A 21917-nucleotide genomic window follows, 5' to 3' on the forward strand; every position below is an offset into this window, starting at 1 on the left:
GATACGTATTAATTGGTGTCTGCACTGATATTGGCAGGCAGCAGTTTATTACGTATCGCTGAATTCAAAGGCGCATCATTTGGTGCGCCTTTATTTTGTTCGACCTACCCATAATGCATAGCCATTGTGAATGGCGACATCGGGGGATGCATGCTGCAGAAAATTCGAGATAACTCTACGGGGTGGATCTCTAAATCCATTATTGGTTTGATTGTGGTACTTTTTTCTTTTACTGGTTTTGAAGCAATCATGGGCTCCACCAGTAATAGTAACAATGTTGCCAAAGTAAACGGCGAAGAAATCACCCTCGATGCATTAGCTGAAGCTAAAAGCCTTCAGCGCAGACAGCTTATAGAACAGTTTGGTAGAGATTTTGACACCAACTTGATTGATGACCAGTTGCTCTCAGAAGCCGCTTTACAAGGTCTTATTTCGCGCAAATTACTGGTGCAAGCGGCCGACCAATCGGGCTTAGCCTTTTCTAGTGCAGCCGTTGATCAGTTTATTTTGCTTGCCCCTGAGTTTCAGGTGGATGGCCAGTTCAATGCTGACCGTTTTGACCAAGTGATTCGTCAAATGGGTTACACCCGTTTGCAGTTTCGACAAATGATTGAGCAAGAAATGCGTACTGGACAGTTACGTGCTGGTATTGCTGGCAGTGCATTTGTTACTGAGCAAGAGGCTCAGGCCTTTGCTCGCTTAGAGCGCCAAACCCGTGACTTTGCCATGCTGACGCTGGAACCAGAGCTGGATCAAATCACTGTAACTGATGCCGAAGTTGAAACCTATTACAATGATAATGGTGCTGAGTTTATGACTCCAGAGCAGGTTATTGTTGAGTATATTGAGCTCGACAAAGCAAGCTTCTTTGACCTAGTTGAGGTGGATGACGATGAGTTACAAGACCTGTATCAGGCTGAAATTGCTAACTTAGCAGAACAACGCCGTGCTGCTCATATTTTAATTGAAGTGAACGATGCGGTAAGCGATGAGCAAGCTCGCGAACAGGCAGAGCACGTTGTACAACGTTTACAGGCGGATGAAGAGTTTGCCCTGGTTGCACAGGATGTATCGGACGATATCGGCTCGGCTCAACAAGGCGGTGACCTTGGTTTTGCTGCACCAGGTGTCTATGAGCCGGAGTTTGAAGAGGTTTTATTTGCCTTAGATAAAGGGCAAGTGTCTGCACCGCTGCGCACCGACTATGGCTGGCATATCATTAAGCTACTGGATGTTAGAGCAGCAGACATTCCAAGCTTTGCTAGCCTTAGAGACAAATTAGCGCAAGACTTAAAAGCGCGCCAAGTTGAGCAGCGTTTTGTAGAAGCGGTAAAAGACTTAGAAGGCTTCGCCTATGAGTCAGCTGATTTGCAACAACCGGCCAGCGAAATGGGCTTAGAGGTTCAAGTCAGTGAAGCGTTTGGCCGCAATGGCGCCGAAGGGCTCTTTGCTAACCGTCAGGTGCTGGAAGCGGCTTTTAGCACTGAGGTGTTAGAGGAGGGCGCTAACAGTATGGCCATTGAGCTGGACCCTGAAACTATTGTGGTACTGCGTGTACAAGAGCATTTGCAGCCTAAACCAATCCCTTTTGCTGAGGTCAGCGGGCAAATTAAAGAGCAGCTTATTGTTCAGCAAGCCATTGCCGAAGCCCAAGCAACTGGAGAGGCTTTATTGGCGAGTCTAAAAGAAGGGCAGACTTCAGTGGCGCAAGCTGAGGAAAATACATGGCAAGTGGTTGAGGCCGCTAACCGCGCTCAAGAAGAATTGGATCCGCAAGTGCTGCAAGCAGTATTTAAAATGCCTAAGCCTAAGAAAGATGGCGCAGCAGAGTTTGCTGGCTTGAGTTTAAGTAATGGCGATTATGTGGTTTTACGTCTGACCGGTGTCAGCGACGAAGCTGCGCCGCTTAACAGCGATGAGCTAGTGCAGTACCAGCAAGTTCTAGCATCACGCGCTGGCCAGGTAGACTTTAACGCCTTAATGCAGCAACTTGAGTTGGATGCAAAAATCGAGCGTTTTTAATAGCGATTGTCCTAACAATAAAAAACCCGCCAAGAGCGGGTTTTTTATTTATGAACTGGGCTTAATCTTCTTCGAGATTACCCATGGCAGTGGTATTGAAACCACCGTCAACATACATAATCTCACCACTCACCCCTGAAGCTAAGTCAGAGCATAAGAAAGCTCCGGCGTTACCCACTTCCTCAATGGTTACGTTGCGACGCAGTGGCGTTTGTTTTTCGTTAGCTGCTAACATTTTGCGGAAACTTTTAATCCCAGATGCCGCTAAAGTACGAATTGGACCCGCTGAAACTGCGTTAACTCGGGTACCTTCAGCACCTAAGCTACCGGCTAAGTAGCGTACACCCGCTTCCAGGCTGGCCTTAGCCATGCCCATTACGTTGTAGTTAGGCATAGTGCGCTCAGCGCCGAGGTAGGTCAGGGTCAGTAGGCTACCGTTGCGACCTTTCATCATTTCGCGGCCTGCTTTAGCCAGAGCAATAAAGCTGTAAGCACTGATATCGTGGGCAATTTTAAAGCCGTCACGGGTGGTTACTTCAGTAAAGTCGCCGTCCAGTTGGTCGCCAGGGGCAAAGCCCACTGAGTGAACGATGCAGTCTAAGCCGTCCCACTTTTTTGCCAGCTGAGCAAAAACATTTTCAATGTCATCATCATTGGCCACATCACACGGGAAACACATATCAGCGGATGAGCCCCAGCTCTCAGCAAAACCTTCAACGCGCTTTTGCAGTTTTTCATTTTGATAGGTGAATGCCAATTCGGCACCTTCACGGTGCATCGCTGCGGCAATACCTGCAGCAATGGACAGTTTGCTGGCCACGCCAACGATTAAAACACGCTTACCGGTCATAAAACCCATGGTCTTTCCTCTTTTTGAGTCAAATAATGCAGTTACAATTGCGCTGGGCTGTTAATAAAAGCCGCAGCTAACAACTGCTGTGTGTATTCTTGTTGCGGTGCAGCAAAAATATTTGCCGCTGCACCTTGTTCTACTACTCGTCCTTGGCGCATCACCAGCAATTGGTGACTCAGCGCTTTAACCACAGCCAAGTCATGGCTAATAAACACATAGGTTAAGTTGTATTTTTGCTGTAAAACACGCAGCAGCTCAACCACTTGCCGCTGAACAGTGCGGTCTAGAGCCGAAGTTGGTTCATCTAAAACAATCAACTTCGGCTTGAGTACCAAGGCGCGAGCAATGGCTATACGTTGGCGTTGCCCCCCAGAAAACTCATGGGGATAGCGGTGCCGAGTCTCTGGATCAAGCCCCACTTCATGTAGCGCAGCAATGATGGCTTGCTCTTGTTCCTCAGCATTGCCCATCTTATGAATGCCCAATCCTTCGCCAATGATATCTGAGACGCTCATTCTTGGGCTCAGGCTACCAAAAGGGTCCTGAAAAACCACTTGAATGTCGCGGCGCAGCGGGCGTACTTGCTTTTGCGAGAGCTGATCAATGCCTTGCCCAGCATAAAAGATACCGCCTTGGCTGTGGATTAAACGCAAAATAGCCAAGCCTAGGGTGGATTTACCTGAGCCACTTTCACCTACAACGCCGAGGGTTTGTCCCTGTTGCAAACTGAAGCTAATGCCATCCACGGCTTTGACATAATCCACCGTGCGCTGCAGCACACCTTTTTTAATTGGAAACCACACCCGTAGATCTTGGGTCTCCAGTAAGGTCTGACTGGGGCTGTGTGGTACAGGTTGGCCGCTGGGTTCGGCGCCCAGTAGCTCTTGTGTATAAGGATGCTGTGGATCAGTAAAAATCTGCTCACAGGGCGCTTGCTCAACAATCTCGCCATTGCGCATCACACAAACGCGATGGGCCACGCGGCGCACCAAGTTGAGATCATGGCTGATCAATAAAATGGCCATGCCAAGGCGTTGCTGAAGGTCTTTGAGCAGTTTTAAAATGGTTTGCTGCACGGTGACGTCTAAGGCAGTCGTCGGTTCATCGGCAATTAACAGCTCGGGTTCATTGGCCAACGCCATGGCAATCATCACACGTTGGCGTTGTCCACCGGATAGCTCATGAGGGTAGGAGCTCATGCGCTGCGCCGGATTTTTAATTTCCACCAGTGTCAGTAACTCTAGGGTGCGAGCGGAGGCTTGCTTAGCATTCATGCCTTTGTGCAGTATCAAAATTTCATTGATTTGCTTTTCAATGCTGTGCAGTGGGTTGAGCGAGCTCATGGGCTCTTGGAAAATCATCGCAATACGATCACCGCGGATACTGCGCAAGTACTCTGGTGCGGCACTGAGTAAGTCTTTACCTTGATAGATAATTTGGCCACTGGGATGGCGTGCTAGAGGGTAGGGTAATAAGCGCAAAATAGAGTGCGCAGTAACCGACTTGCCAGAGCCACTTTCGCCGACCAAAGCCAAGGTTTCACCTTTATTAACGGTGAAACTAATATTGTTAACCGCACGCTGTACGTTATCACCGCTGACAAACTCAACGGATAAGTCTTCAATGGCCAGCAACTGTTCCACTTTATTTTCTTGGGTCGAATGCATCACGGGCAGCCTCACCAATAAATACTAATAAACTCAGCATTAAAGCCAGTACCGTAAAGGCACTGATACCCAGCCAAGGTGCTTGTAAGTTGGACTTGCCTTGCGCCACCAACTCACCCAGCGAGGGTGAGCCAGGCGGTAAGCCAAAGCCTAAGAAATCCAATGCAGTTAAGGTGCCAATGGCCCCAGTTAAGATAAAGGGTAAAAAGGTAATGGTAGAAACCATGGCGTTGGGCAGAATATGGCGGAACATAATCAGACTGTTCTGCATACCCAAGGCTCGGGCAGCGCGTACATATTCCAAGTTACGACCGCGCAAAAACTCGGCACGCACTAGATCGACTAAGCTCATCCATGAAAACAGCAGCATAATACCCAGCAGCCACCAGAAGTTGGGCTGAATAAAGCTGGCCATAATTATTAATAAATACAGCACCGGTAGCCCCGACCACACCTCAAGAAAACGCTGGCCAATCAAGTCCACCCAGCCGCCATAAAACCCCTGTAAAGCACCAACCAATACTCCAAAGACCGAGCTGATCAAGGTCAGGGTCAGAGCAAACAACACCGAGATACGAAAGCCGTAAATGACCCGCGCTAGTACATCGCGGCCTTGATCATCGGTCCCTAGCCAGTTCTGCAGCGATGGCGGCGCCGGGGCGGGCACTTGCAGGTCGTAGTTAATGCTGGAGTAGCTAAAAGGAATCAACGGCCAGAGCATCCAGCCGCCTTTTTCTTCAATCTGCTCTTTGATATAGGGGCTTTTGTAGTTGGCCTGCAAGGGGAACTCACCGCCAAAGGTGGTTTCTGGATAGCGCTTGAGTACAGGAAAGTACAGAGCACCGTCATACTCCACCAGCAAGGGTTTATCGTTAGCAATAAACTCAGCCCCGAGGGATAAAATAAATAAGCCAAGAAATATCCATAATGAATACCAGCCGCGCTTGTGCTCCTTAAACAAAGCGAAGCGCCGTTGGTTGATGGGAGAAAGCGCCATCTCAGTTCCCCCGACTGCTAAAGTCGATACGCGGATCGACCAAGGTGTAAGTTATGTCGCCGATCAACTTAACCAGCAAACCCAGTAAAGTGAATAAAAATAAGGTACCGAATACCACGGGGTAGTCGCGGTTAATTGCCGCCTCAAAGCTGAGCAGGCCCAGCCCATCCAAGGAGAAAATCACCTCGATCAGGAGTGAGCCGGTAAAGAACATACCAATAAAGGCTGCTGGGAAGCCGGCGATAATAATCAGCATGGCATTGCGAAATACATGGCCGTAGAGCACTTTGTTTTCCGGTAGGCCTTTGGCTCGCGCAGTGGTGACATATTGCTTATTGATTTCATCCAGAAAGCTGTTTTTTGTCAGCAAGGTTAGGGTGGCGAAGTTACCGATCACCAAGGCAGTTACTGGCAGTGCTAAGTGCCAGAAATAATCGCCCACTTTACCCAGCAAGCTCAGCTCTTCAAAGTTATTGGAAGTTAAGCCGCGCAATGGGAACCAGCTCAAGTAGCTGCCACCGGCAAACACCACCACCAAGAGAATGGCAAATAAGAACGCTGGAATTGCGTAGCCTAAAATAATGGCCGAACTGGTCCATACATCAAAAGAGCTGCCATGGCGTACTGCTTTGCTGATGCCTAAGGGAATCGACACCAAATACATCAATAATGTACTCCAGAAGCCTATGGAAATAGAGACTGGCATTTTTTCGATAATTAGATCAGTGACCTTAGCATCGCGAAAAAAACTGTCGCCAAAATCAAAGCGTGCATAGTTTTTCAGCATGATCCAGAAACGCTCAATGGGCGGCTTATCAAAACCGTACATACGTTCAATCTCAAGCACCAGCTCTGGATCCAAGCCCTGAGCACCGCGGTAGCTCGCTGAAGAACTGCTGGAGACCTCCGCGCCACCGCCAGAAATGCGTCCAGTGGCGCCACCGGCTGCAGCATCAAAACCTTCCAGCTTGGCAATCATTTGCTCCACTGGTCCGCCGGGAGCGGCCTGGATGATAATAAAGTTGACCACCAAAATACCCAGCAAGGTGGGAATAATCAGCAGCAAGCGCCGAAGAATATAAGCCAGCATAGTTATTCGTCCGTCGCTGCAGGAGGCTGAGCTGCATCAGGCTTGACCCACCAAGTCATCAAACCATAATCGTATAAAGGAGCGATTTCAGGTTGGGCTAAATGTTGCCAGTAAGCAGTACGCCAAGTATCGATATAGTAGTTGGGAATCACGTAATGGCCCCAGAGTAATACGCGGTCTAGCGCACGCGCATAGTTAATTAAAGTGGCGCGATCAGGGGCGTTAATGAGGCCTTCCACTAAGCTGTCGATAGCAGGATCTTGTAAACCAATAAAGTTGCGACTACCGGGATTATCAACACTGCTGGAGTGCCAGAAGTCGCGCTGCTCATTCCCAGGGGAATTAGACTGCGGCCAAATACTTGAGGTCATCTCAAAGTCGCGGGAGCGCATGCGGTTAATGTATTGCGAGACGTCGGCACGGCGAATGGTCATCTCAATACCCAACTCTTCTAGGTTGCGCTTAAAGGGTAGTAAGACACGCTCAAGGTTAGCCTGAGCAATAATGAACTCAAAGGCTAAAGGCTCCCCGTCGGCGTTGACCATGCGATCATTTTCAATGCGATAACCTGCGTCCTGCAGTAAGCGCCAAGCCTCAAGACGGCGCTCGCGAATAATGCCGCTGCTGTCACTGACTGGCGGCGCATACACTTGGGTGAAGACTTCCTCAGGAATGGAGCCACGCAAAGGTTCTAAAATCTCCAGCTCCGCTGCCGAAGGCAAGCCCTGCGCAGCCAGTTCGGAGTTGGCAAAAAAGCTTGGGGTGCGGATATAAGAGCTATAAAACAGCTGCTTGTTGGTCCACTCAAAATCAAACAACAAGGCAATGGCTTGACGCACACGCTGATCTTTAAACAGGTCTTTGCGCAAATTGAAGGTAAAACCTTGCATACCAACTGGGTTGTGGTTTTTGATCTCTTTTTTAATGATTTGCCCGTTGCGCAAGGCCGGCGAGTTGTAGCCGGTGGCCCAGTCTTTGGCGGAGTATTCAAGATTAAAATCAAATTGGCCGGCTTTAAAGGCTTCTAACGCCACCGACATATCACGGTAGTAATCAATGTGGATATTGTCGAAATTATATTGTCCGCGAGCCACTGGCAAGTCTTGCGCCCACCAGTCTTTAACCCGCTCATAACGCAGACTACGACCGGCATCAACACGGCTCAGCTGATAAGGACCACTGCCCAGCGGCGGCTCTAAACTGGTCTTGGTAAAATCGCGCTCAGCCCACCAATGCTTGGGCAAAATTTGCAGTTGTCCGAGAATTAATGGCAGTTCGCGGTTTTCAGTGTGTTTAAAATCAAAACGTACTTGCAGCGGACTTTCTACCACAACATCAGCGACGTCAGCATAATAGTGGCGGTAGAGTGGGTGGCCTTTTTCCACCAGGGTGTTAAAGGTGAACTGCACATCCTCTGCAGTGACTGGCTGGCCGTCATTAAAGCGCGCTTTGGGGTTTAAATAAAAGCGTACATAGCTGTTGTCAGCAGCTTTTTCGATGCGCTCAGCTAATAAACCGTACTCGGTAAAAGGTTCATCAGCAGAGTGATAGGTGAGGGTGTCATACAGTAAACCAATCTGATCAGCAGCATTTCCCTTGGGAATAAAAGGGTTCAAGCTGTCAAAACCATTGAGGCCAGCCAGACGTAAAGTACCGCCCTTCGGCGCATCAGGATTGGTGTAATCAAAATGAGTGAAATCGCTGGGGTATTTCGGCGCTTCATCATACAGCGTCATAGCATGCTGCCCTTGGGCTAACAGACTGTTACTAAACGCTAAAATAATCAGTGATAAACAACCGCGACGCAGCACAGTCAGCATTAAGGAATCTCCGAAGGTTTTAACCACCAAGCGCGCAAACCTAATGTATAGGGTGGCACACGCACAAATTCAAAACGGTTCTGGTAAGCAATACGGTGATGACTAATATACCAGTTTGGAATGCTGTAATAGTTCCAGAGTAACGCGCGATCCAAAGCACGGGCAGCAGTGCGCTGTTGTGTGTAGGTTTTCGCCTTGAGTAACTGCTCTAATAAGTCATCAATAACGGGGCTATTAATACCCGCATAGTTTTTACTGCCTTTTACCATAGCTTGTGACGAGTGAAAATACTGCCATTGCTCAAGCCCAGGGCTGAGCGTTTGCGGCAGAGTCAATAAAGTCAAGTCAAAATCAAAATTATCGAGGCGCTGTTTGTATTGCGCACGGTCAACGGTACGCATGCGCGCATCAATGCCGATTTCATTCAGGCTTTTGACATAGGCTTGCAGAATTCGTTCTAAGCTTGGATTAACCAGAAGGATTTCTAGACTTAGAGTTTGCCCCTGTTTGTTTTTCAGACCGTTCAGTGTGGTTTTCCAGCCAGCGTCAGCCAGCAGGCCTAAGGCTTTGCGTAAGGTTTCGCGGGGAATGCCACGGCCTTCGGTGGTCTCTAAGCTAAAAGGCTCTAAAAACAATTGTAATGGGAGCTGCTCGCGCCATTTAGACAACAACAACCATTCTGCGCCTTTGGGCTTGCCGCGGGCAGAGAAGTCACTGTTGGGGTAGTAACTGTTGGCGCGCTGATAAGCATTATTGAATAAGGTTTTATTGGCCCACTCAAAATCAAATAGTACTGTTAAAGCTTCGCGGGTGGCGCGGTCGTGAAATTGCGCACGGCGGGTGTTGATAAACAAAGCCTGGGTTTGTGTGGGGATTTCATGGGCAATTTCTGCGCGAATAACGCGGCCCTTAGCAATATCTGGGAAACGGTAATTATTGGCCCAGTTTTTCGCCTGATGCTCAATGTAAAAATCAAAATTGCCCACTTTAAAGGCTTCAAACGCCACATGCTTATCGCGGTAAAAGTCCACGATGACTTTGTCAAAATTGTACTTGCCACGGTTAACAGGCAAATCTTTGCCCCACCAATCTTTAACCCGCTCAAAAACTAAGCTGCGCCCGGGCTTTACCTCAGTAATGCTGTAAGGGCCACTGCCCAGTGGTGGGGTAAAGGTGGTTTTGTTGAAGTCTTTATCGCGCCAATAGTGCTCAGGTAATACCGGCAGGTCACCAATGCGTAGAATAAGTAAAGGGTTACCTGCGCGTTTAAAGACAAAGCGAATGCGGTGTTCGTTGAGAATATCGACCCGAGCGACTTCTTGGAGGTAAGTGCGGTATTGCGGGTGACCTTGGGTTAATAAGGTACGGTAAGAAAAGGCCACATCTTTGGCGGTAATGGGGGTGCCGTCATGGAAACGAGCCTCTTTGCGCAGGTTAAATACCACCCAGCTGCGGCTGTCATTGTATTGCACACTTTCGGCAATCAGGCCGTAAGCGCTGGCAGCTTCATCGCCAGAAGGGTCATAATTACCACTGCCCACCATTAACGGCTCATTGAGCTCGCTAATGCCATAACTGGCAAAGTCCGCAGTGCTAATAGGACTGGTGCCTTTTAACGTGTAAGGATTGAGTGTGTCGAAGGTGCCAAAAGCCATTAAGCGGACTGTGCCGCCTTTGGGCGCTTTGGGGTTTACCCAGTCAAAATGGGTAAAATCAGCACCGTATTTAAGCGTTTCAAACTGCGCGTAACCATGACTGGTAACAACACTGGCAATGGCCTGATGGCTGAATAAAAGCACGCTAAGAAAAAATAAAAATACGCGCATAAACAGCAAAAATCCTTAATTAACAAACAAACAGGCAATAGCACGCTAGTTTACTCGATTATCCAGTAAAGCGTGAGTTTGTGTTGAGCCCGTGGGTTTGCCAGAGCTTAGGGATTTATAAGTAGAGTGCGATAGCTTGTCCAGGTTTGAGTGCATTGCTAATGCTTGGATTCCAGTTTTTTAACTGCTTTAAGCTGATTCTATGGCGCTTAGCAATGGCATAAAGCGAGTCGCCAGGACGTACCTTATACACAGTGGCGTTGGATGAATTGGCGTTTTGGCTGCTGTTATCACTGATAAGGATGAGGTTTTGCCCTATTTTTAACGCATTTGAGCTTAAGTTATTCCAGCGTTTGAGCTCATTTACCGAGACTTTTTGTTGCGCAGCTATTTTCGATAGATTGTCACCAGCGCGAACTTTATACACTGTGCGGCTGGAGTTGCTGTGGGTTGCTTGGGCTAAATTGTTTGCCGCCCGTGTGCCTGTGCTGCTTTTAGGAATATTTAGGACTTGGCCAATGCGTAAATTATTATTGGCGAGTTTGTTGATGTCTTTAATCAGGTCAATGGAAACATTATTACGGTTGGCAATACTCGATAGATTATCGCCGCCGCGCACTCGGTATTGTTGCCACTGGATGTGATCGCTTGGTTTCATCGAGGCCAGCTGAGCGCTGAGCAGTTCCGCACTGTCTAGCGGGACTAAAAGGTGTTTGGGGCCGTCAAATGTGATGCCCTGCTTATAGGCAGGATTGAGCTGCAGTAAATCATCTTCGGTAATTTTGGCCAGCTTGGCTAAACGGGTGATGTCCATTTGCTGCTTGAGCGGGATTTGTGTGAAGTACGGTTCGTTTGCAATTGGGCTCAGAGCAATTTTATAGGCGTCAGGTGCGCTAATCAGTTGCGAGACTGCAAGCAGCTTAGGTACATAGGCTTGAGTTTCGGCAGGCAGGTTTAGATTCCAATAATCAGTGGGTAAGTTGCGAGCAATATTGCGTTTGATGGCTCGGCCTACGGTGCCTTCGCCAGCGTTATAAGCAGCTAAGGCCAATAGCCAGTCGCCATCAAACATATTGTGCAGGTATTCAAGGTAATCGAGGGCTGCTTGGGTTGAAGCTAAAACATCGCGACGGGCATCATACCAATGGGTTTGCTTAAGTTTAAAATGGCGGCCGGTGGAGGGAATAAACTGCCATAAACCTGCCGCATGTGAGCGTGAATATGCTAAAGGGTTATAGGCACTCTCAATCATCGGCAGTAAAGCCAGCTCTAAAGGCATATTGCGCGCCTCTAAGCTTTCCACGATGTAGTACATGTAAGGACTGCTGCGCTCAGACATGATCTCAATGGAGCGGCCGCGAGTGGCAAACCATAAGCGCTGATGGTCAATGCGCGGGTTGTCATCCAAATAGCTTTGCAGCTGATAGCCCTGGCGAATGCGGTGCCAAATATCATCGTCTTGCGCAGTGTCGATACCGTTAATCCAGCTTGGTGATCGTTTTAAACTGGCATTAAAAGCATCTTTGCTCACTGTACGAGCGGGCGACTCATATTGCGCGTTGGAATTTGCGTCATTTAAAGACTGGCAACCCGAGCCTAAGAACGCTGCAAAGAGCACCGCGCCTAGGCTAAGAGTACGGGTGAAAAAGTGATAAATAGAGGTGTTTTGACGGTCAATATGCGGCATTAGTACGCGTGCTTTTCAAAAGGTTTGCGCGATTCTATGAAGTGAGACCTTGAGGGTCAAGCCCGCTGGTCAGAGGATGCCAACTAGAACGTATCTTTCCAAGATCTCAAGCTGGCAAAAACAGCGCTAGGAGTCTCGAGCCTACCTCCGGCTTTTTGCTCAGCAGCTGCGATCACTTGTGGCTGCTCGCAGCGTAAGAAAGGGTTGCTACGCTTCTCTAAAGCGAGGTTAGAGGGGAGGGTGATTTGTTGATTGTCACGCAATTGCCGCACCTCAGTGATGCGCTGCTGGATATCTAAGCTGTCTGGCTCCACTGCTTGGGCAAATAATAAGTTACTGAGGGTGTACTCGTGAGTGCAATAGATGAGGGTGTCATCAGGCAGTGCGGCAAGGCGTGAAAGCGATGCGTACATTTGCTGCGCAGTGCCTTCAAACACGCGGCCACAGCCTGCAGCGAATAAAGTGTCACCGCTGAGTAACCAAGGGGAGTGTTCTGCGCCTTGGCAAAAGTAAACAACGTGACCTAAGGTGTGTCCGGGTACTGCGAAAACCTGTACGGTATGGCCCAGCAGTTCAATTGTTGCACCTTCATCTACTGGTACATCTAAGCATGGAATGGTTTCTTGGGCTGGGCCGGTGACTTGCGCCTGCGTAGCTTCTTTTAGTGCACTAATGCCACCGACATGATCAAAGTGGTGGTGGGTCACTAAAATATCAGTGAGCTGCCATTGCGGATGCTGCGCTAGCCAATTGAGCACCGGTTGCGCATCGCCAGGATCAACTACCGCACAGCGTTGGCGTTGTGTATCTTGCAGCAGCCAAATGTAGTTATCATTAAAGGCAGGTAGAGCAACAAAATTAAGCATGGGATGATCCTCCGGAACAGATAAATGCAAGCTTAGCATGTTCGAATTAAGTGTTTCGCCATCGCAGCACAGCAAGCAGGTATGGGGTTATGAAGTTACGACGGTTTGCAGAGTTATTAACGCGTCCGCGCAAAGTTTTAGCGGGGCCTGTCGCCCAGTGGTTTTTAACCGCCAAAGGCCAGCAACTGGAGCGCATGGAACGTGAACTACTGGAACCACAACTGCTACGCCATTTTGGTAGTTATGTGCTGCACTATAATCCCCCTGTGGCTATGGCCGCAGCGCCGAGTATTCGTCATCAAGTTAGCTTGGGTGATAAAACCCTCAGCGTGGACATGCAATGCCAGGAACACCGGTGGCCAGTGGCTGCCGACGCCGTGGATGTGGTGGTTTTACAGCACAGCTTGGATTTTGCCATTTCGCCCCATGCTCTTTTGCGCGAGGCGGCACATTGCGTGCGGCCGGGCGGACATCTAATCATTGTTGGGGCGCATGCTTGGAGCTTTTTTGGCCTGTATCGCTATTTAACCCGCAGTGTGTGGCGGCATGCATATTGTTTGCCGCCAGCACGGATAATTGACTGGCTGGGTGTCTTAGGCTTTTGCTTAGAAAAGCGCAGCTACGGTGCTTATCGACCATTGCTGAACTCGGTTCGCTGGCAAAATAAGCTCGGCTGGCTGGAACGTTTGGCCGCCCGAAAAAAGGCACCCTTAGGTGGCTGTTACATGTTAGTTGCGCGGAAAATGGTACACGGCGCTCATCCGCAGATACAATCAATGCGTATCAATGTAGCAAAGCTGCGCCCGAGTGTGGTGGCAGCAAAAACTTCTCATCAGAAAAACTTTGAACATAGCGAAGAACATGACAGATAAAGTGGAAATTTATACCGATGGTGCCTGTAAAGGTAACCCTGGCCCTGGCGGCTGGGGAGCATTGTTGGTGTACAAAGGCAAAGAATTAGAACTGTGGGGCGGTGAAGCAGATACCACCAATAACCGTATGGAATTGACCGCAGCGATTCGCGGTTTAGCTGAGCTGAAAAAGCCCTGTGCGGTGCATTTAGTGACTGACTCCAAGTATGTGATGCAAGGCATTCAAGAATGGCTGGAAAACTGGAAAAAGCGCGGCTGGAAAACAGCGGCGAAAAAGCCGGTGAGAAACGTCGACCTTTGGCAGCTGCTTGATGAGCAGGTATCCCGTCATGATGTTGAATGGCAGTGGGTACGCGGCCATACCGGTCACCCTGGGAATGAGCGCGCAGACCAATTAGCCAATCGCGGTGTAGAAGAGGTTTTAGCATGAGCAAACCCGTTTTATCTAATCGCCGCGTAGTGCTCGATACAGAAACTACAGGTATGCCGGTTGGCGATGGCCACCGCATCATTGAAATTGGTTGTGTTGAATTGGACGGACGTCAGCTGACTGGGCGCCATTACCATGTCTATATTCAGCCTGATCGTACGATTGATGAAGGCGCTATTGCTGTCCACGGTATTACTGATGAATACCTGAAAGATAAGCCGCGCTTTAAAGACATTGCCGATGAGTTTTTCGAGTTTATTCAAGGCGCAGAGCTGGTCATCCATAACGCGCCCTTTGATATTGGCTTTATCGAAAATGAATTTGCTCTGCAAGGGCAAAGCGAGCGCGCCAACGTCAGTGAATATTGCACAGTTCTAGATACCTTGGTGCTGGCCCGTGAGCGTCACCCAGGGCAGCGTAATAACCTCGATGCCTTGTGTAAGCGTTACGGCGTTGATAACTCAGGGCGAGATTTACACGGCGCTTTGTTGGATGCGGAGATTCTGGCTGAAGTCTATTTAGCCATGACTGGCGGGCAAACCAACTTGTCTTTGGCTGGTGACAGCGGTGATGATGGCTCAGGTTATATTCGCCCCAGTCCTATTCAGCGCTTAGCTGCAGACCGAGAGCCTTTAACAGTGCTGGCTGCTAACGCAGAAGAGTTGGCCGCGCACCAAAAGTTTTTGGAGAGAATAAAAAAGGCCAGCGGAGTTGAGCTGGCCTGGTAAGAAGTAGATTTAAAACCGGTTAACAATAAAGGCCGCGCGCTCATATTCAAGTACGCGGCCTTTTTTTATGCCCAGTGGGTCACAGCCCACCAGCCCACAAGGCTCATTACTACGGCGTAAGGGAAAGCCATAAATGCCATGCGACCGTAGGACAAGCGCACCAGAGGCGAAATCGCCGAGGTCAGTAAGAATAAGAATGCTGCTTGACCGTTTGGTGTCGCCACGCTGGGTAAGTTAGTACCGGTGTTAATGGCGATAGCTAATAAGTCAAAGTGCTCACGGGTCATTTGTCCCGCAGCAAAAGCTTTCTCAACTTCGGTGATATAAATAGTGGCTACGAAAACGTTATCACTGATCGCGGAGAGCAGGCCGTTGGCCACAAACAGCATTGAAGGCTGCTGCTCAATTGGTAGGCCCAACACCCAGCCAATCACTGGGGCGAATAAGCCTTGCTCTTGGATAACCGCAACCACAGCAAAGAACACTACTAATAAAGCAGTGAACGGAAGGGCATCTTGGAATGCACGGCCAATTTGGTTTTCGTCAGTGATACCGTTGAGCGAGGTAATCAAGACAATTACCAGTAGACCAATCAAGCCCACCTCAGCCACGTGAAAGGCCAAGCCAAGCATCAAGATTACAGCGGCAATACCTTGCACTACTAAAGCAGCTCTTTGGGTATTGGTGCGACGCTTACGCTCTTCTTGATCAAACTCTGCCAGAACTTTGCGTACCGGCTTAGGAAGTTTTGCACCGTAACCAAACCAGTGCATTTTTTCTAGCAGTAGACAGGTGCATAAGCCGGCAATAAAGACGGGCATCGCCACGGGGTACATGTGCGCGAAGAACTCACCAAAGTCCCAGCCCAGGGTTTTACCAATCAAGAGGTTTTGTGGCTCACCAACAATGGTGCTGACCCCACCTAGGGCGGTACCCACTGCAGCGTGCATTAATAAGCTACGTAAAAAGGCACGGAACTCTTCTAGGTCTTCACGGTGCAATTCAATCACATCAGTGTCAGAGCCGTAGTTGCTATCTTCGCGCGGACTCTTGCCGGATGCCACCTTGTGGTACACCGAATAGAACCCCACAGCCACACTGATCAACACCGCGGTAACAGTGAGCGCATCAAGGAAGGCTGATAAGAAAGCAGCAAGGGCGCAAAACAGCAGGCTGAGCAGTGATTTGGACTTCACTTTAAGTAGTATCTGCGAAAACACCGTTAGCAGCAGTTCCTGCATAAAGTAAATGCCCGCCACCATAAACATCAGTAGCAGAATCACCGGGAAGTTTTGCAGCAACTCCGCATACAGCGCGTCGGGCGTGGCTAGCCCCATGATAATGGCTTCAGTGACCAGTAACCCCCCGGGTTGTAGCGGGTAACACTTAAGCGCCATGGCAAGGGTGAAGATAAACTCGGCAACTAATAACCAACCGGCCACTGCTGGGCCTAGGCTCAGCAGTACGAAAGGGTTAAGGATTAAGAAGAACAGAATTGTCTGCTTATACCAAGTGGGCGACTGCCCTAGGAAGTTACGGCCGAAAGCGCCGGCAAAAGATTTGGACATTTATAGTATTTCCCGAAAAAGATCCGCCCACTCCCGGGCAAGGGACCGAATAAAGCTAAGTGTATCAAAGTATTTCGCTGTAGACGTTGATCGTTCTCAATGAAAATAAGGGATTATGCCAGCATCGACATTTTGTTATTGCTTGCTATAGTGTGCGCAGCGAGATTATAAAAATTAAAAACGTATAAAAATAACTTGATTAGGGGTGGAATTTGTGAGTGAGTACAGCGCATTTACAGTTGAATTAAACGATAATGTTGCCCATGTGCAAATTAATCGTCCAGAAAAAATCAATGCGATGAACGCAGAATTCTGGTCAGAAATACGCGATATATTTGCCTGGGTCGAAGAAACCCCTGAAGTGCGTGTTGTGGTGTTATCTGGCGCCGGCAAGCATTTCTCTTCAGGTATTGACTTGATGTTGTTGGCCCAAGTTGGCGGACAATTGGGTAAAGAAGTGGGACGCAATGCGCGTGCGCTAAAACGCAAGATTGAAGAGCTACAGTCATCGTTTAATGCTGTAGATGCATGCTCCAAGCCGGTGATCGCCGCGATTCAAGGCTACTGCCTTGGTGGTGCTATTGATTTGATCAGCGCCTGCGATATGCGTTACAGCACCGCCGATGCCCAGTTTGCCATTAAAGAAATTGATGTGGGCATGGCCGCAGACGTTGGTACATTGCAGCGCCTACCGCATATTATTGGTGACGGCATCATGCGTGAGCTGGCTTATACTGGCCGCACGGTACATGGTGAAGAAGCGCAGCGAATTGGCTTAGTCAATAGCATCTACGCTGATCAAGAAGCATTGATGACGGCTGTTTTTGAAATAGCGCAAAGCATCGCTAAGAAGTCACCGATCGCCGTACAAGGCAGTAAGGAAATGATTCGCTATATGCGTGATCATACGATCGCTGATGGCCTTAACTATATTGCAACGTGGAATGCGGCAATGTTGCAGGCAGAAGATTTACGTGTGGCTATGGCCGCGCATATGAGCAAGCAAACACCTGAGTTTAAGGATTGAAACTGCGAGAAACGTTTCAGTAAAACGCAGTTTTTGTTAAGTGCTGCATGTTCTGAGTAACTTGCAGCACTTAATCAGTAGTGACTTGCTATGATCGCGGGCTAGCTGCTTTAGGGTGAGGGCATGGGGTCTAAAGCAGTAAAATTATTATTTGTTTTTAACATTACTATACTTGAACAGGATGCTAAGCATGGGTATTGGCGCAACATCTCTTAGCATGGTTCGCGACGAACTCTTCGCCACCATGGCAGAAACGCAGCAGTATCTAGAGCAGTTTTTAGAGGCTCGTGACAACGGTGCTTTGCTGCAGCATGCCGTAACGAACTTACAACAAATTAAAGGTATTTTATCGCTGGTTGAATTGACCGGAGCTGAATTGCTCGCGGAAGAAGCGCACACCCTGACCATGGATATTCCAGTGGGTGCCACTGAAGAGCGCAACGAGCAGCTCACTGCGATTAATAACGCCTTACACGTATTGCGCAGCTACTTAGAGCAGTTAGAAGCAAACTGGATTGAAATGCCAGAATTACTGCTACCGGCGATCAATAAGTTACGCAGTGCGGGCCAGCAAACCCCTTTACCAGAAAGCTTTTTCTTTGCTGCGCGGGTTGATAGCCAACGCCCAAGCACGCCCGCAAAGCCTAGAAATGCAGAAAGTCTCGCCTTGTCGCGACGCTTGCGTCATATGTATCAAATTGGTTTGCTTGCTTTTATTCGTGATGAAAACCCGCAGGCCAGCTTGCGTTTAATGATGCGCGCGCTGCTGCGCTTAGACCAACTGTATGCCGGCCAGCCCAGCAGTCACCTGTATTGGGTTGGCGCCGGAGCCTTGGAGTCACAAGCAGATGCACAGCTGCTGCCGAAAAAGAGCCGCAAACAGTTATTTGCGCGCATTGACCGGGAAATTAAACTGCAGTGCGACAATCCTGATTACGTCGCACCGCGTAGTGTCATTAAAGACTTACTTTACCTTATTGCTTTAGCCAACAGCACCGGCGACATTGCCGAGCAAGTGCGCAATCTAACCAACTTGCCAGACTTACCCTTTACCGATCACATGCTAGACGATGAGTACCAGCGTCTTTCAGGTCCAGGGCAGAATGTTTTACGCTCCTTGTCGGTAGCAATCCGTGAAGAGCTGACCAGCGCTAAAGATATTTTGGATCTGATTGAGCGTGGTACTGCAGAAAACTCAGTCTTAAATAATTTTCATAATATTTTAGCTAAATTAGAAAAAACCTTATCCATGGTAGGCCTGAGCGGCGCCAGTAATGCGCTAAAACAGCACCTGAAAAAGGTGGAGGGCTGGGACGAAATATCGACCATTGAAAGCGGAAGCTTATTGGCTCTCGCCGACAGCCTGCTGTATATCGAAAGTATGGTCGCAGGATTGGAACGCGGTGAGCGCCAGATAAAAAATCAAAAAAATGAACCCATTGATGAAAATGAGTCATTTGCACGTAATCAACTGATTGAAGCACGCATTGTGGTTAACGAAGAGGCTAAAAGTGGCCTTAGCTTAGCCAAGCGCGCAATCACTTCATACTTAGAGTCTGATGGCGATAAAATGCACTTGGCCAATGTACCCAGCAGTTTGATGCTGGTTCGTGGTGGGCTGTTATTCCTAGACCAGGAGCGTGCTGCAGAGCAGGTTGGAGCCTGTGCAAACTACATTCAAACACGGATGCTTGAGGCAGAAACAATGCCATCAGAGCAGCAGTTAGATACCCTCGCCGATGCTTTGACCAGCCTTGAATATTACTTAGAAGGCGGTGTGCTCTTACATGCGAAAGAAAACCGTAGCGTATTGGACCTAGCCGATGAAAGCTTACGGGCTTTAGGTGTACAGGCGTAAATGATTGCAGTAGATACTACCCCGATGAATTGGCAGCACGGCATGCCCAGTACTGACTTAAGTGGCGGCTTAGCAGTTGCTCACTTTCGTATGAGCTTTTTAAGTGATCAGCACAGTTTGTTGTTTCCACGGGAATGGTTACGTGAACAATTGGGCAAGACTTATATTGCTGAACAAGGTATTGGCCACTTAAATGGCGAAGCGGTTTATGTTTTTGAGTTGGCTGAGGCGCTTGAGTTACCGGGCTTAAGCTTAGAAAATATGCGCCATTTTATGATGGACGGGCGGTTAGTTTTATTTCGCTTATTAGCCTTCGCCAGCCAGATCGGCACCTGGGCTAGAGAACATCGTTTTTGCGGCAGTTGCGGTCAAGCTATGCAGCAAGCAGTAGGGCATCGCATGATGCAGTGTCAACCGTGCCGAGTGCAGCAGTACCCGCGCTTATCACCCTGCATGATTGTGGTAGTCACCCGTGGTGATGAAATCTTGCTGGGACGTTCACCACGTTTTATTAGCGGTATGTACAGTGCTTTAGCAGGTTACGCCGAACCCAATGAAACCATTGAGCATTGTGTCGAGCGCGAAGTGCGTGAAGAAGTCAGCTTAGAAATTGAAAATATACGTTATATCACCAGTCAAAACTGGCCATTCCCACACTCAATGATGTTTGGCTTTCATGCGCAATACAAAAGCGGCGAGATCATACCGCAACCCGACGAAATCGAAGATGCACAGTGGTTCAATATTCATGATTTACCACCACTGCCAGCCAAAAACACCATTGCACGGTACTTAATTGATTTGTATTTGGCGCAGCGCTTAGGCCACGTTGAACCAGTGTTGCCAGGCTAATCGTGCCGCCAAGGCCATTACTACTAAGATAAAGACTGGACGAATAAAACGGTTGCCGCCACCAATAGCAACTCGCGCGCCTACGGTAGCACCAAGCATTAACGCAGCACCCATGCCTAAACCAATGGTCCAGGCAACATTACCGCTAACGATAAACATGCTTAATGCCGCAGCATTACTAACAAAGTTCATCGAGCGGGCGACACCGCTGGCCCGCAGCAGGTCCAAGGGGTACAGCAACAGTGTACTGACTGTCCAAAAAGCACCAGTACCTGGGCCAGCAACACCGTCATAAAAACCAAGCGTTAAACCTTGTGGCCATTGACGGGTTGCTTTTATAACTGGGTTAACTGTTTCGTGGGATTCTGGAGTCCGTCCAAACAGTAAATAGGCAGCGCAGGCAAAAACCACTACTGGCAACATTTGATTGAGCCATTCAGAGGGTAGCTGCTGCGCTAAAATCGCACCTAACGCAGCACCAATTGCTGTTGCGATTAATCCGTTGCGCCACTGTTTGGGGTTAAATAACCCTTTGCGATAAAAAGCAAAGCTTGCCGTTGCTGAGCCAAAGGTCGCGCAGAGTTTATTGGTACCCAACACTAAGTGTGGTGGTAAACCTGACATTAACAGCGCAGGAATCGTCAGCAAACCGCCGCCGCCGGCAATGGCATCAATAAAGCCTGCAATAAAGGCTACCGCCACTAAAATCAATAAAACCTGGGGTTCGGCAACGAGATTGAGAGTCAGAGACATAAAAAACCTTAAGCTGTGCAATAACGCACAGAACAGAGTTTGGACGAAAGGGCATTAGCCACGCATAATGCCTGCTCAATCACCCATAAGGAATCATTGCATGCAGTTTATTGGGCTTGGCATTGGTATTGCCATATTAGCACTGGTCATATTGCTATTTGCCGCACGCCTATTGTTAGGCGAACGCTGGCTGATGGGCTGGTTACGGGGCATGCTCGGTTTAAGCTTGTTGAGCATCGCAGTCATCGGCGCTTTAATCGCTTACGATATCAGTACATATGCAGAAATCCCAAGTGATAAACCACTTTTGACCATCAGTGCCAAAGCCGAAGGGCCACAGCGCTACCGTGTCACTGTGTTAGAGGGTGCCACTGAGCGTAGCTTTTTGTTAGACGGCGACCTCTGGCAGCTGGATGTACGGCAATTGCATTGGAAAGGATTGGCCGACTTGATTGGATTAAAACCTGGCTACCGCTTAGAAACATTAAATGGCCGCTTTTTTGCCATTGAGCAACAAGAGCTGGCTGCGTTTACTCATGTTGAGCTTGCTAAAAGCCGCTATGGCGTCGATTTCTGGCAGTGGCTGCGCAATTTTGAAAAAGACTTATTTATCGTCGACGCTAACCCATTACGTGTGAGTTACTTGCCCATCGCCGATGGCGCAGTGTATAGCGTGAGCTTAGTACCCACAGGTTTGATGGCTGAGCCTTTGAATAACGCCGCGCAGCAGGCGCTGAAAGATTGGCAATGATTTTCTGTGTGAGGGCATGACAACTTTAACCTGAATCAGTATCATGCACTGCGCTGAAATAATGCATATTAACCGGCTCTTCTAGCCGGTTTTTTTCCGCCCTTAGCTCAGCCGGATAGAGCGACTCCCTCCTAAGGAGTAGGCCGCAGGTTCGATTCCTGCAGGGCGGGCCATATTTCTTTCTTGCTCACTTAGTCGTTACAGCCAGTCTCAAGCACTGAGTGACGTCTACTGAAAGTCCCCGTCAAGA

Annotated in this window: 18 protein-coding genes and 1 tRNA gene; 9 read left to right on the forward strand and 10 right to left on the reverse strand. The window is 48.8% G+C overall.

Annotation, left to right across the window (positions count from 1 at the left end; all coding sequences use genetic code 11):
• The first annotated feature begins 150 nt into the window (after positions 1-150).
• Positions 151-2022, forward strand: coding sequence for a SurA N-terminal domain-containing protein (locus tag O6P33_RS08230; protein WP_269817308.1), 1872 nt, complete (start codon positions 151-153; stop codon positions 2020-2022).
• A 61-nt stretch (positions 2023-2083) separates the two neighbouring features.
• On the opposite strand, the gene fabI is transcribed toward O6P33_RS08230, so the two are convergent.
• The 8 genes from fabI to gloB form a co-directional block, all read right to left on the reverse strand.
• The gene (gene fabI / locus O6P33_RS08235) at positions 2084-2881 is read right to left on the reverse strand and encodes an enoyl-ACP reductase FabI (RefSeq protein WP_269817309.1); all 798 of its coding nucleotides are present in this window, start codon (positions 2879-2881) and stop codon (positions 2084-2086) included.
• Between the two features lie 32 nt (positions 2882-2913).
• On the reverse strand, positions 2914-4542 hold the full coding sequence (locus tag O6P33_RS08240) for an ABC transporter ATP-binding protein (RefSeq protein ID WP_269819495.1): 1629 nt from the start codon (positions 4540-4542) through the stop codon (positions 2914-2916).
• On the reverse strand, positions 4520-5539 hold the full coding sequence (locus O6P33_RS08245) for an ABC transporter permease (protein ID WP_269817310.1): 1020 nt from the start codon (positions 5537-5539) through the stop codon (positions 4520-4522). Before O6P33_RS08245 ends, O6P33_RS08240 begins: the two co-directional genes overlap by 23 nt.
• A 1-nt stretch (position 5540) precedes the next feature.
• Positions 5541-6629 (reverse strand): microcin C ABC transporter permease YejB, encoded by a 1089-nt coding sequence (locus O6P33_RS08250; RefSeq protein WP_269817311.1) that lies wholly within the window; start codon positions 6627-6629, stop codon positions 5541-5543.
• A gap of 2 nt (positions 6630-6631) precedes the next feature.
• Complete coding sequence (locus tag O6P33_RS08255) at positions 6632-8449, reverse strand: extracellular solute-binding protein (protein ID WP_269817312.1); 1818 nt, start codon at positions 8447-8449, stop codon at positions 6632-6634.
• On the reverse strand, positions 8449-10275 hold the full coding sequence (locus O6P33_RS08260) for an extracellular solute-binding protein (RefSeq protein ID WP_269817313.1): 1827 nt from the start codon (positions 10273-10275) through the stop codon (positions 8449-8451). Before O6P33_RS08260 ends, O6P33_RS08255 begins: the two co-directional genes overlap by 1 nt.
• 115 nt (positions 10276-10390) lie before the next feature.
• The gene (locus O6P33_RS08265) at positions 10391-11962 is read right to left on the reverse strand and encodes a lytic transglycosylase (protein WP_269817314.1); all 1572 of its coding nucleotides are present in this window, start codon (positions 11960-11962) and stop codon (positions 10391-10393) included.
• Positions 11963-12045: 83 nt separating this feature from the next.
• Positions 12046-12828, reverse strand: coding sequence for a hydroxyacylglutathione hydrolase (gene gloB, locus O6P33_RS08270; RefSeq protein WP_269817315.1), 783 nt, complete (start codon positions 12826-12828; stop codon positions 12046-12048).
• 89 nt (positions 12829-12917) lie between these two features.
• Between gloB and O6P33_RS08275 the strand changes: the two genes are divergently transcribed.
• From O6P33_RS08275 to dnaQ, 3 genes are read left to right on the forward strand one after another with little or no spacing between them, the layout of a single operon-like run.
• A complete protein-coding gene (locus tag O6P33_RS08275; RefSeq protein WP_269817316.1) occupies positions 12918-13700 on the forward strand; it encodes a methyltransferase domain-containing protein in 783 nt (260 codons plus the stop codon).
• Positions 13690-14130, forward strand: a complete 441-nt coding sequence (gene rnhA, locus O6P33_RS08280) for a ribonuclease HI (protein ID WP_269817317.1) — start codon at positions 13690-13692, stop codon at positions 14128-14130. Before O6P33_RS08275 ends, rnhA begins: the two co-directional genes overlap by 11 nt.
• Positions 14127-14858: a DNA polymerase III subunit epsilon gene (dnaQ, locus tag O6P33_RS08285; protein WP_269817318.1), complete on the forward strand. Its 732-nt coding sequence runs from the start codon at positions 14127-14129 to the stop codon at positions 14856-14858. Before rnhA ends, dnaQ begins: the two co-directional genes overlap by 4 nt.
• A 65-nt stretch (positions 14859-14923) precedes the next feature.
• Here the strand turns inward: dnaQ and nhaB are convergent, their stop codons facing one another.
• Positions 14924-16426: a sodium/proton antiporter NhaB gene (gene nhaB / locus O6P33_RS08290; RefSeq protein ID WP_269817319.1), complete on the reverse strand. Its 1503-nt coding sequence runs from the start codon at positions 16424-16426 to the stop codon at positions 14924-14926.
• A 214-nt stretch (positions 16427-16640) separates the two neighbouring features.
• On the opposite strand from nhaB, the gene O6P33_RS08295 reads away from it, so the two are divergent.
• The 3 genes from O6P33_RS08295 to nudC all read left to right on the forward strand — a co-directional run bounded on the left by O6P33_RS08295 (position 16641) and on the right by nudC (position 20163).
• Positions 16641-17453, forward strand: a complete 813-nt coding sequence (locus tag O6P33_RS08295) for a crotonase/enoyl-CoA hydratase family protein (RefSeq protein ID WP_269817320.1) — start codon at positions 16641-16643, stop codon at positions 17451-17453.
• Between the two features lie 190 nt (positions 17454-17643).
• The gene (locus O6P33_RS08300) at positions 17644-19311 is read left to right on the forward strand and encodes a ferrous iron transporter B (RefSeq protein ID WP_269817321.1); all 1668 of its coding nucleotides are present in this window, start codon (positions 17644-17646) and stop codon (positions 19309-19311) included.
• 24 nt (positions 19312-19335) lie between these two features.
• Positions 19336-20163, forward strand: a complete 828-nt coding sequence (nudC, locus tag O6P33_RS08305; protein WP_420094986.1) for an NAD(+) diphosphatase — start codon at positions 19336-19338, stop codon at positions 20161-20163.
• Here the strand turns inward: nudC and O6P33_RS08310 are convergent.
• Positions 20131-20916, reverse strand: coding sequence for a TSUP family transporter (locus tag O6P33_RS08310; protein ID WP_269817322.1), 786 nt, complete (start codon positions 20914-20916; stop codon positions 20131-20133). The genes nudC and O6P33_RS08310 overlap by 33 nt on opposite strands.
• 100 nt (positions 20917-21016) lie before the next feature.
• Between O6P33_RS08310 and O6P33_RS08315 the strand changes: the two genes are divergently transcribed.
• Positions 21017-21667 carry a hypothetical protein gene (locus tag O6P33_RS08315; protein WP_269817323.1) on the forward strand — a complete coding sequence of 217 codons (651 nt, stop codon included), beginning with the start codon at positions 21017-21019 and terminating at the stop codon, positions 21665-21667.
• 96 nt (positions 21668-21763) lie between these two features.
• Positions 21764-21840 (forward strand) — tRNA-Arg (locus O6P33_RS08320).
• Positions 21841-21917 lie beyond the last annotated feature (77 nt).

It is taken from the genome of Denitrificimonas caeni (assembly GCF_027498055.1).
Lineage (GTDB): Bacteria > Pseudomonadota > Gammaproteobacteria > Pseudomonadales > Pseudomonadaceae > Denitrificimonas.

Excerpts from the sequence above, each read along its gene's own strand:
- O6P33_RS08230 (WP_269817308.1), top strand. The coding sequence starts at position 151 with ATGCTGCAGAAAATTCGAGATAACTCTACGGGGTGGATCTCTAAATCC.
- fabI (WP_269817309.1), bottom strand. The coding sequence starts at position 2,881 with ATGGGTTTTATGACCGGTAAGCGTGTTTTAATCGTTGGCGTGGCCAGC.
- O6P33_RS08240 (WP_269819495.1), bottom strand. The coding sequence starts at position 4,542 with ATGCATTCGACCCAAGAAAATAAAGTGGAACAGTTGCTGGCCATTGAA.
- O6P33_RS08245 (WP_269817310.1), bottom strand. The coding sequence starts at position 5,539 with ATGGCGCTTTCTCCCATCAACCAACGGCGCTTCGCTTTGTTTAAGGAG.
- O6P33_RS08250 (WP_269817311.1), bottom strand. The coding sequence starts at position 6,629 with ATGCTGGCTTATATTCTTCGGCGCTTGCTGCTGATTATTCCCACCTTG.
- O6P33_RS08255 (WP_269817312.1), bottom strand. The coding sequence starts at position 8,449 with ATGCTGACTGTGCTGCGTCGCGGTTGTTTATCACTGATTATTTTAGCG.
- O6P33_RS08260 (WP_269817313.1), bottom strand. The coding sequence starts at position 10,275 with ATGCGCGTATTTTTATTTTTTCTTAGCGTGCTTTTATTCAGCCATCAG.
- O6P33_RS08265 (WP_269817314.1), bottom strand. The coding sequence starts at position 11,962 with ATGCCGCATATTGACCGTCAAAACACCTCTATTTATCACTTTTTCACC.
- gloB (WP_269817315.1), bottom strand. The coding sequence starts at position 12,828 with ATGCTTAATTTTGTTGCTCTACCTGCCTTTAATGATAACTACATTTGG.
- O6P33_RS08275 (WP_269817316.1), top strand. The coding sequence starts at position 12,918 with ATGAAGTTACGACGGTTTGCAGAGTTATTAACGCGTCCGCGCAAAGTT.
- rnhA (WP_269817317.1), top strand. The coding sequence starts at position 13,690 with ATGACAGATAAAGTGGAAATTTATACCGATGGTGCCTGTAAAGGTAAC.
- dnaQ (WP_269817318.1), top strand. The coding sequence starts at position 14,127 with ATGAGCAAACCCGTTTTATCTAATCGCCGCGTAGTGCTCGATACAGAA.
- nhaB (WP_269817319.1), bottom strand. The coding sequence starts at position 16,426 with ATGTCCAAATCTTTTGCCGGCGCTTTCGGCCGTAACTTCCTAGGGCAG.
- O6P33_RS08300 (WP_269817321.1), top strand. The coding sequence starts at position 17,644 with ATGGGTATTGGCGCAACATCTCTTAGCATGGTTCGCGACGAACTCTTC.
- nudC (WP_420094986.1), top strand. The coding sequence starts at position 19,336 with ATGAATTGGCAGCACGGCATGCCCAGTACTGACTTAAGTGGCGGCTTA.
- O6P33_RS08310 (WP_269817322.1), bottom strand. The coding sequence starts at position 20,916 with ATGTCTCTGACTCTCAATCTCGTTGCCGAACCCCAGGTTTTATTGATT.
- O6P33_RS08315 (WP_269817323.1), top strand. The coding sequence starts at position 21,017 with ATGCAGTTTATTGGGCTTGGCATTGGTATTGCCATATTAGCACTGGTC.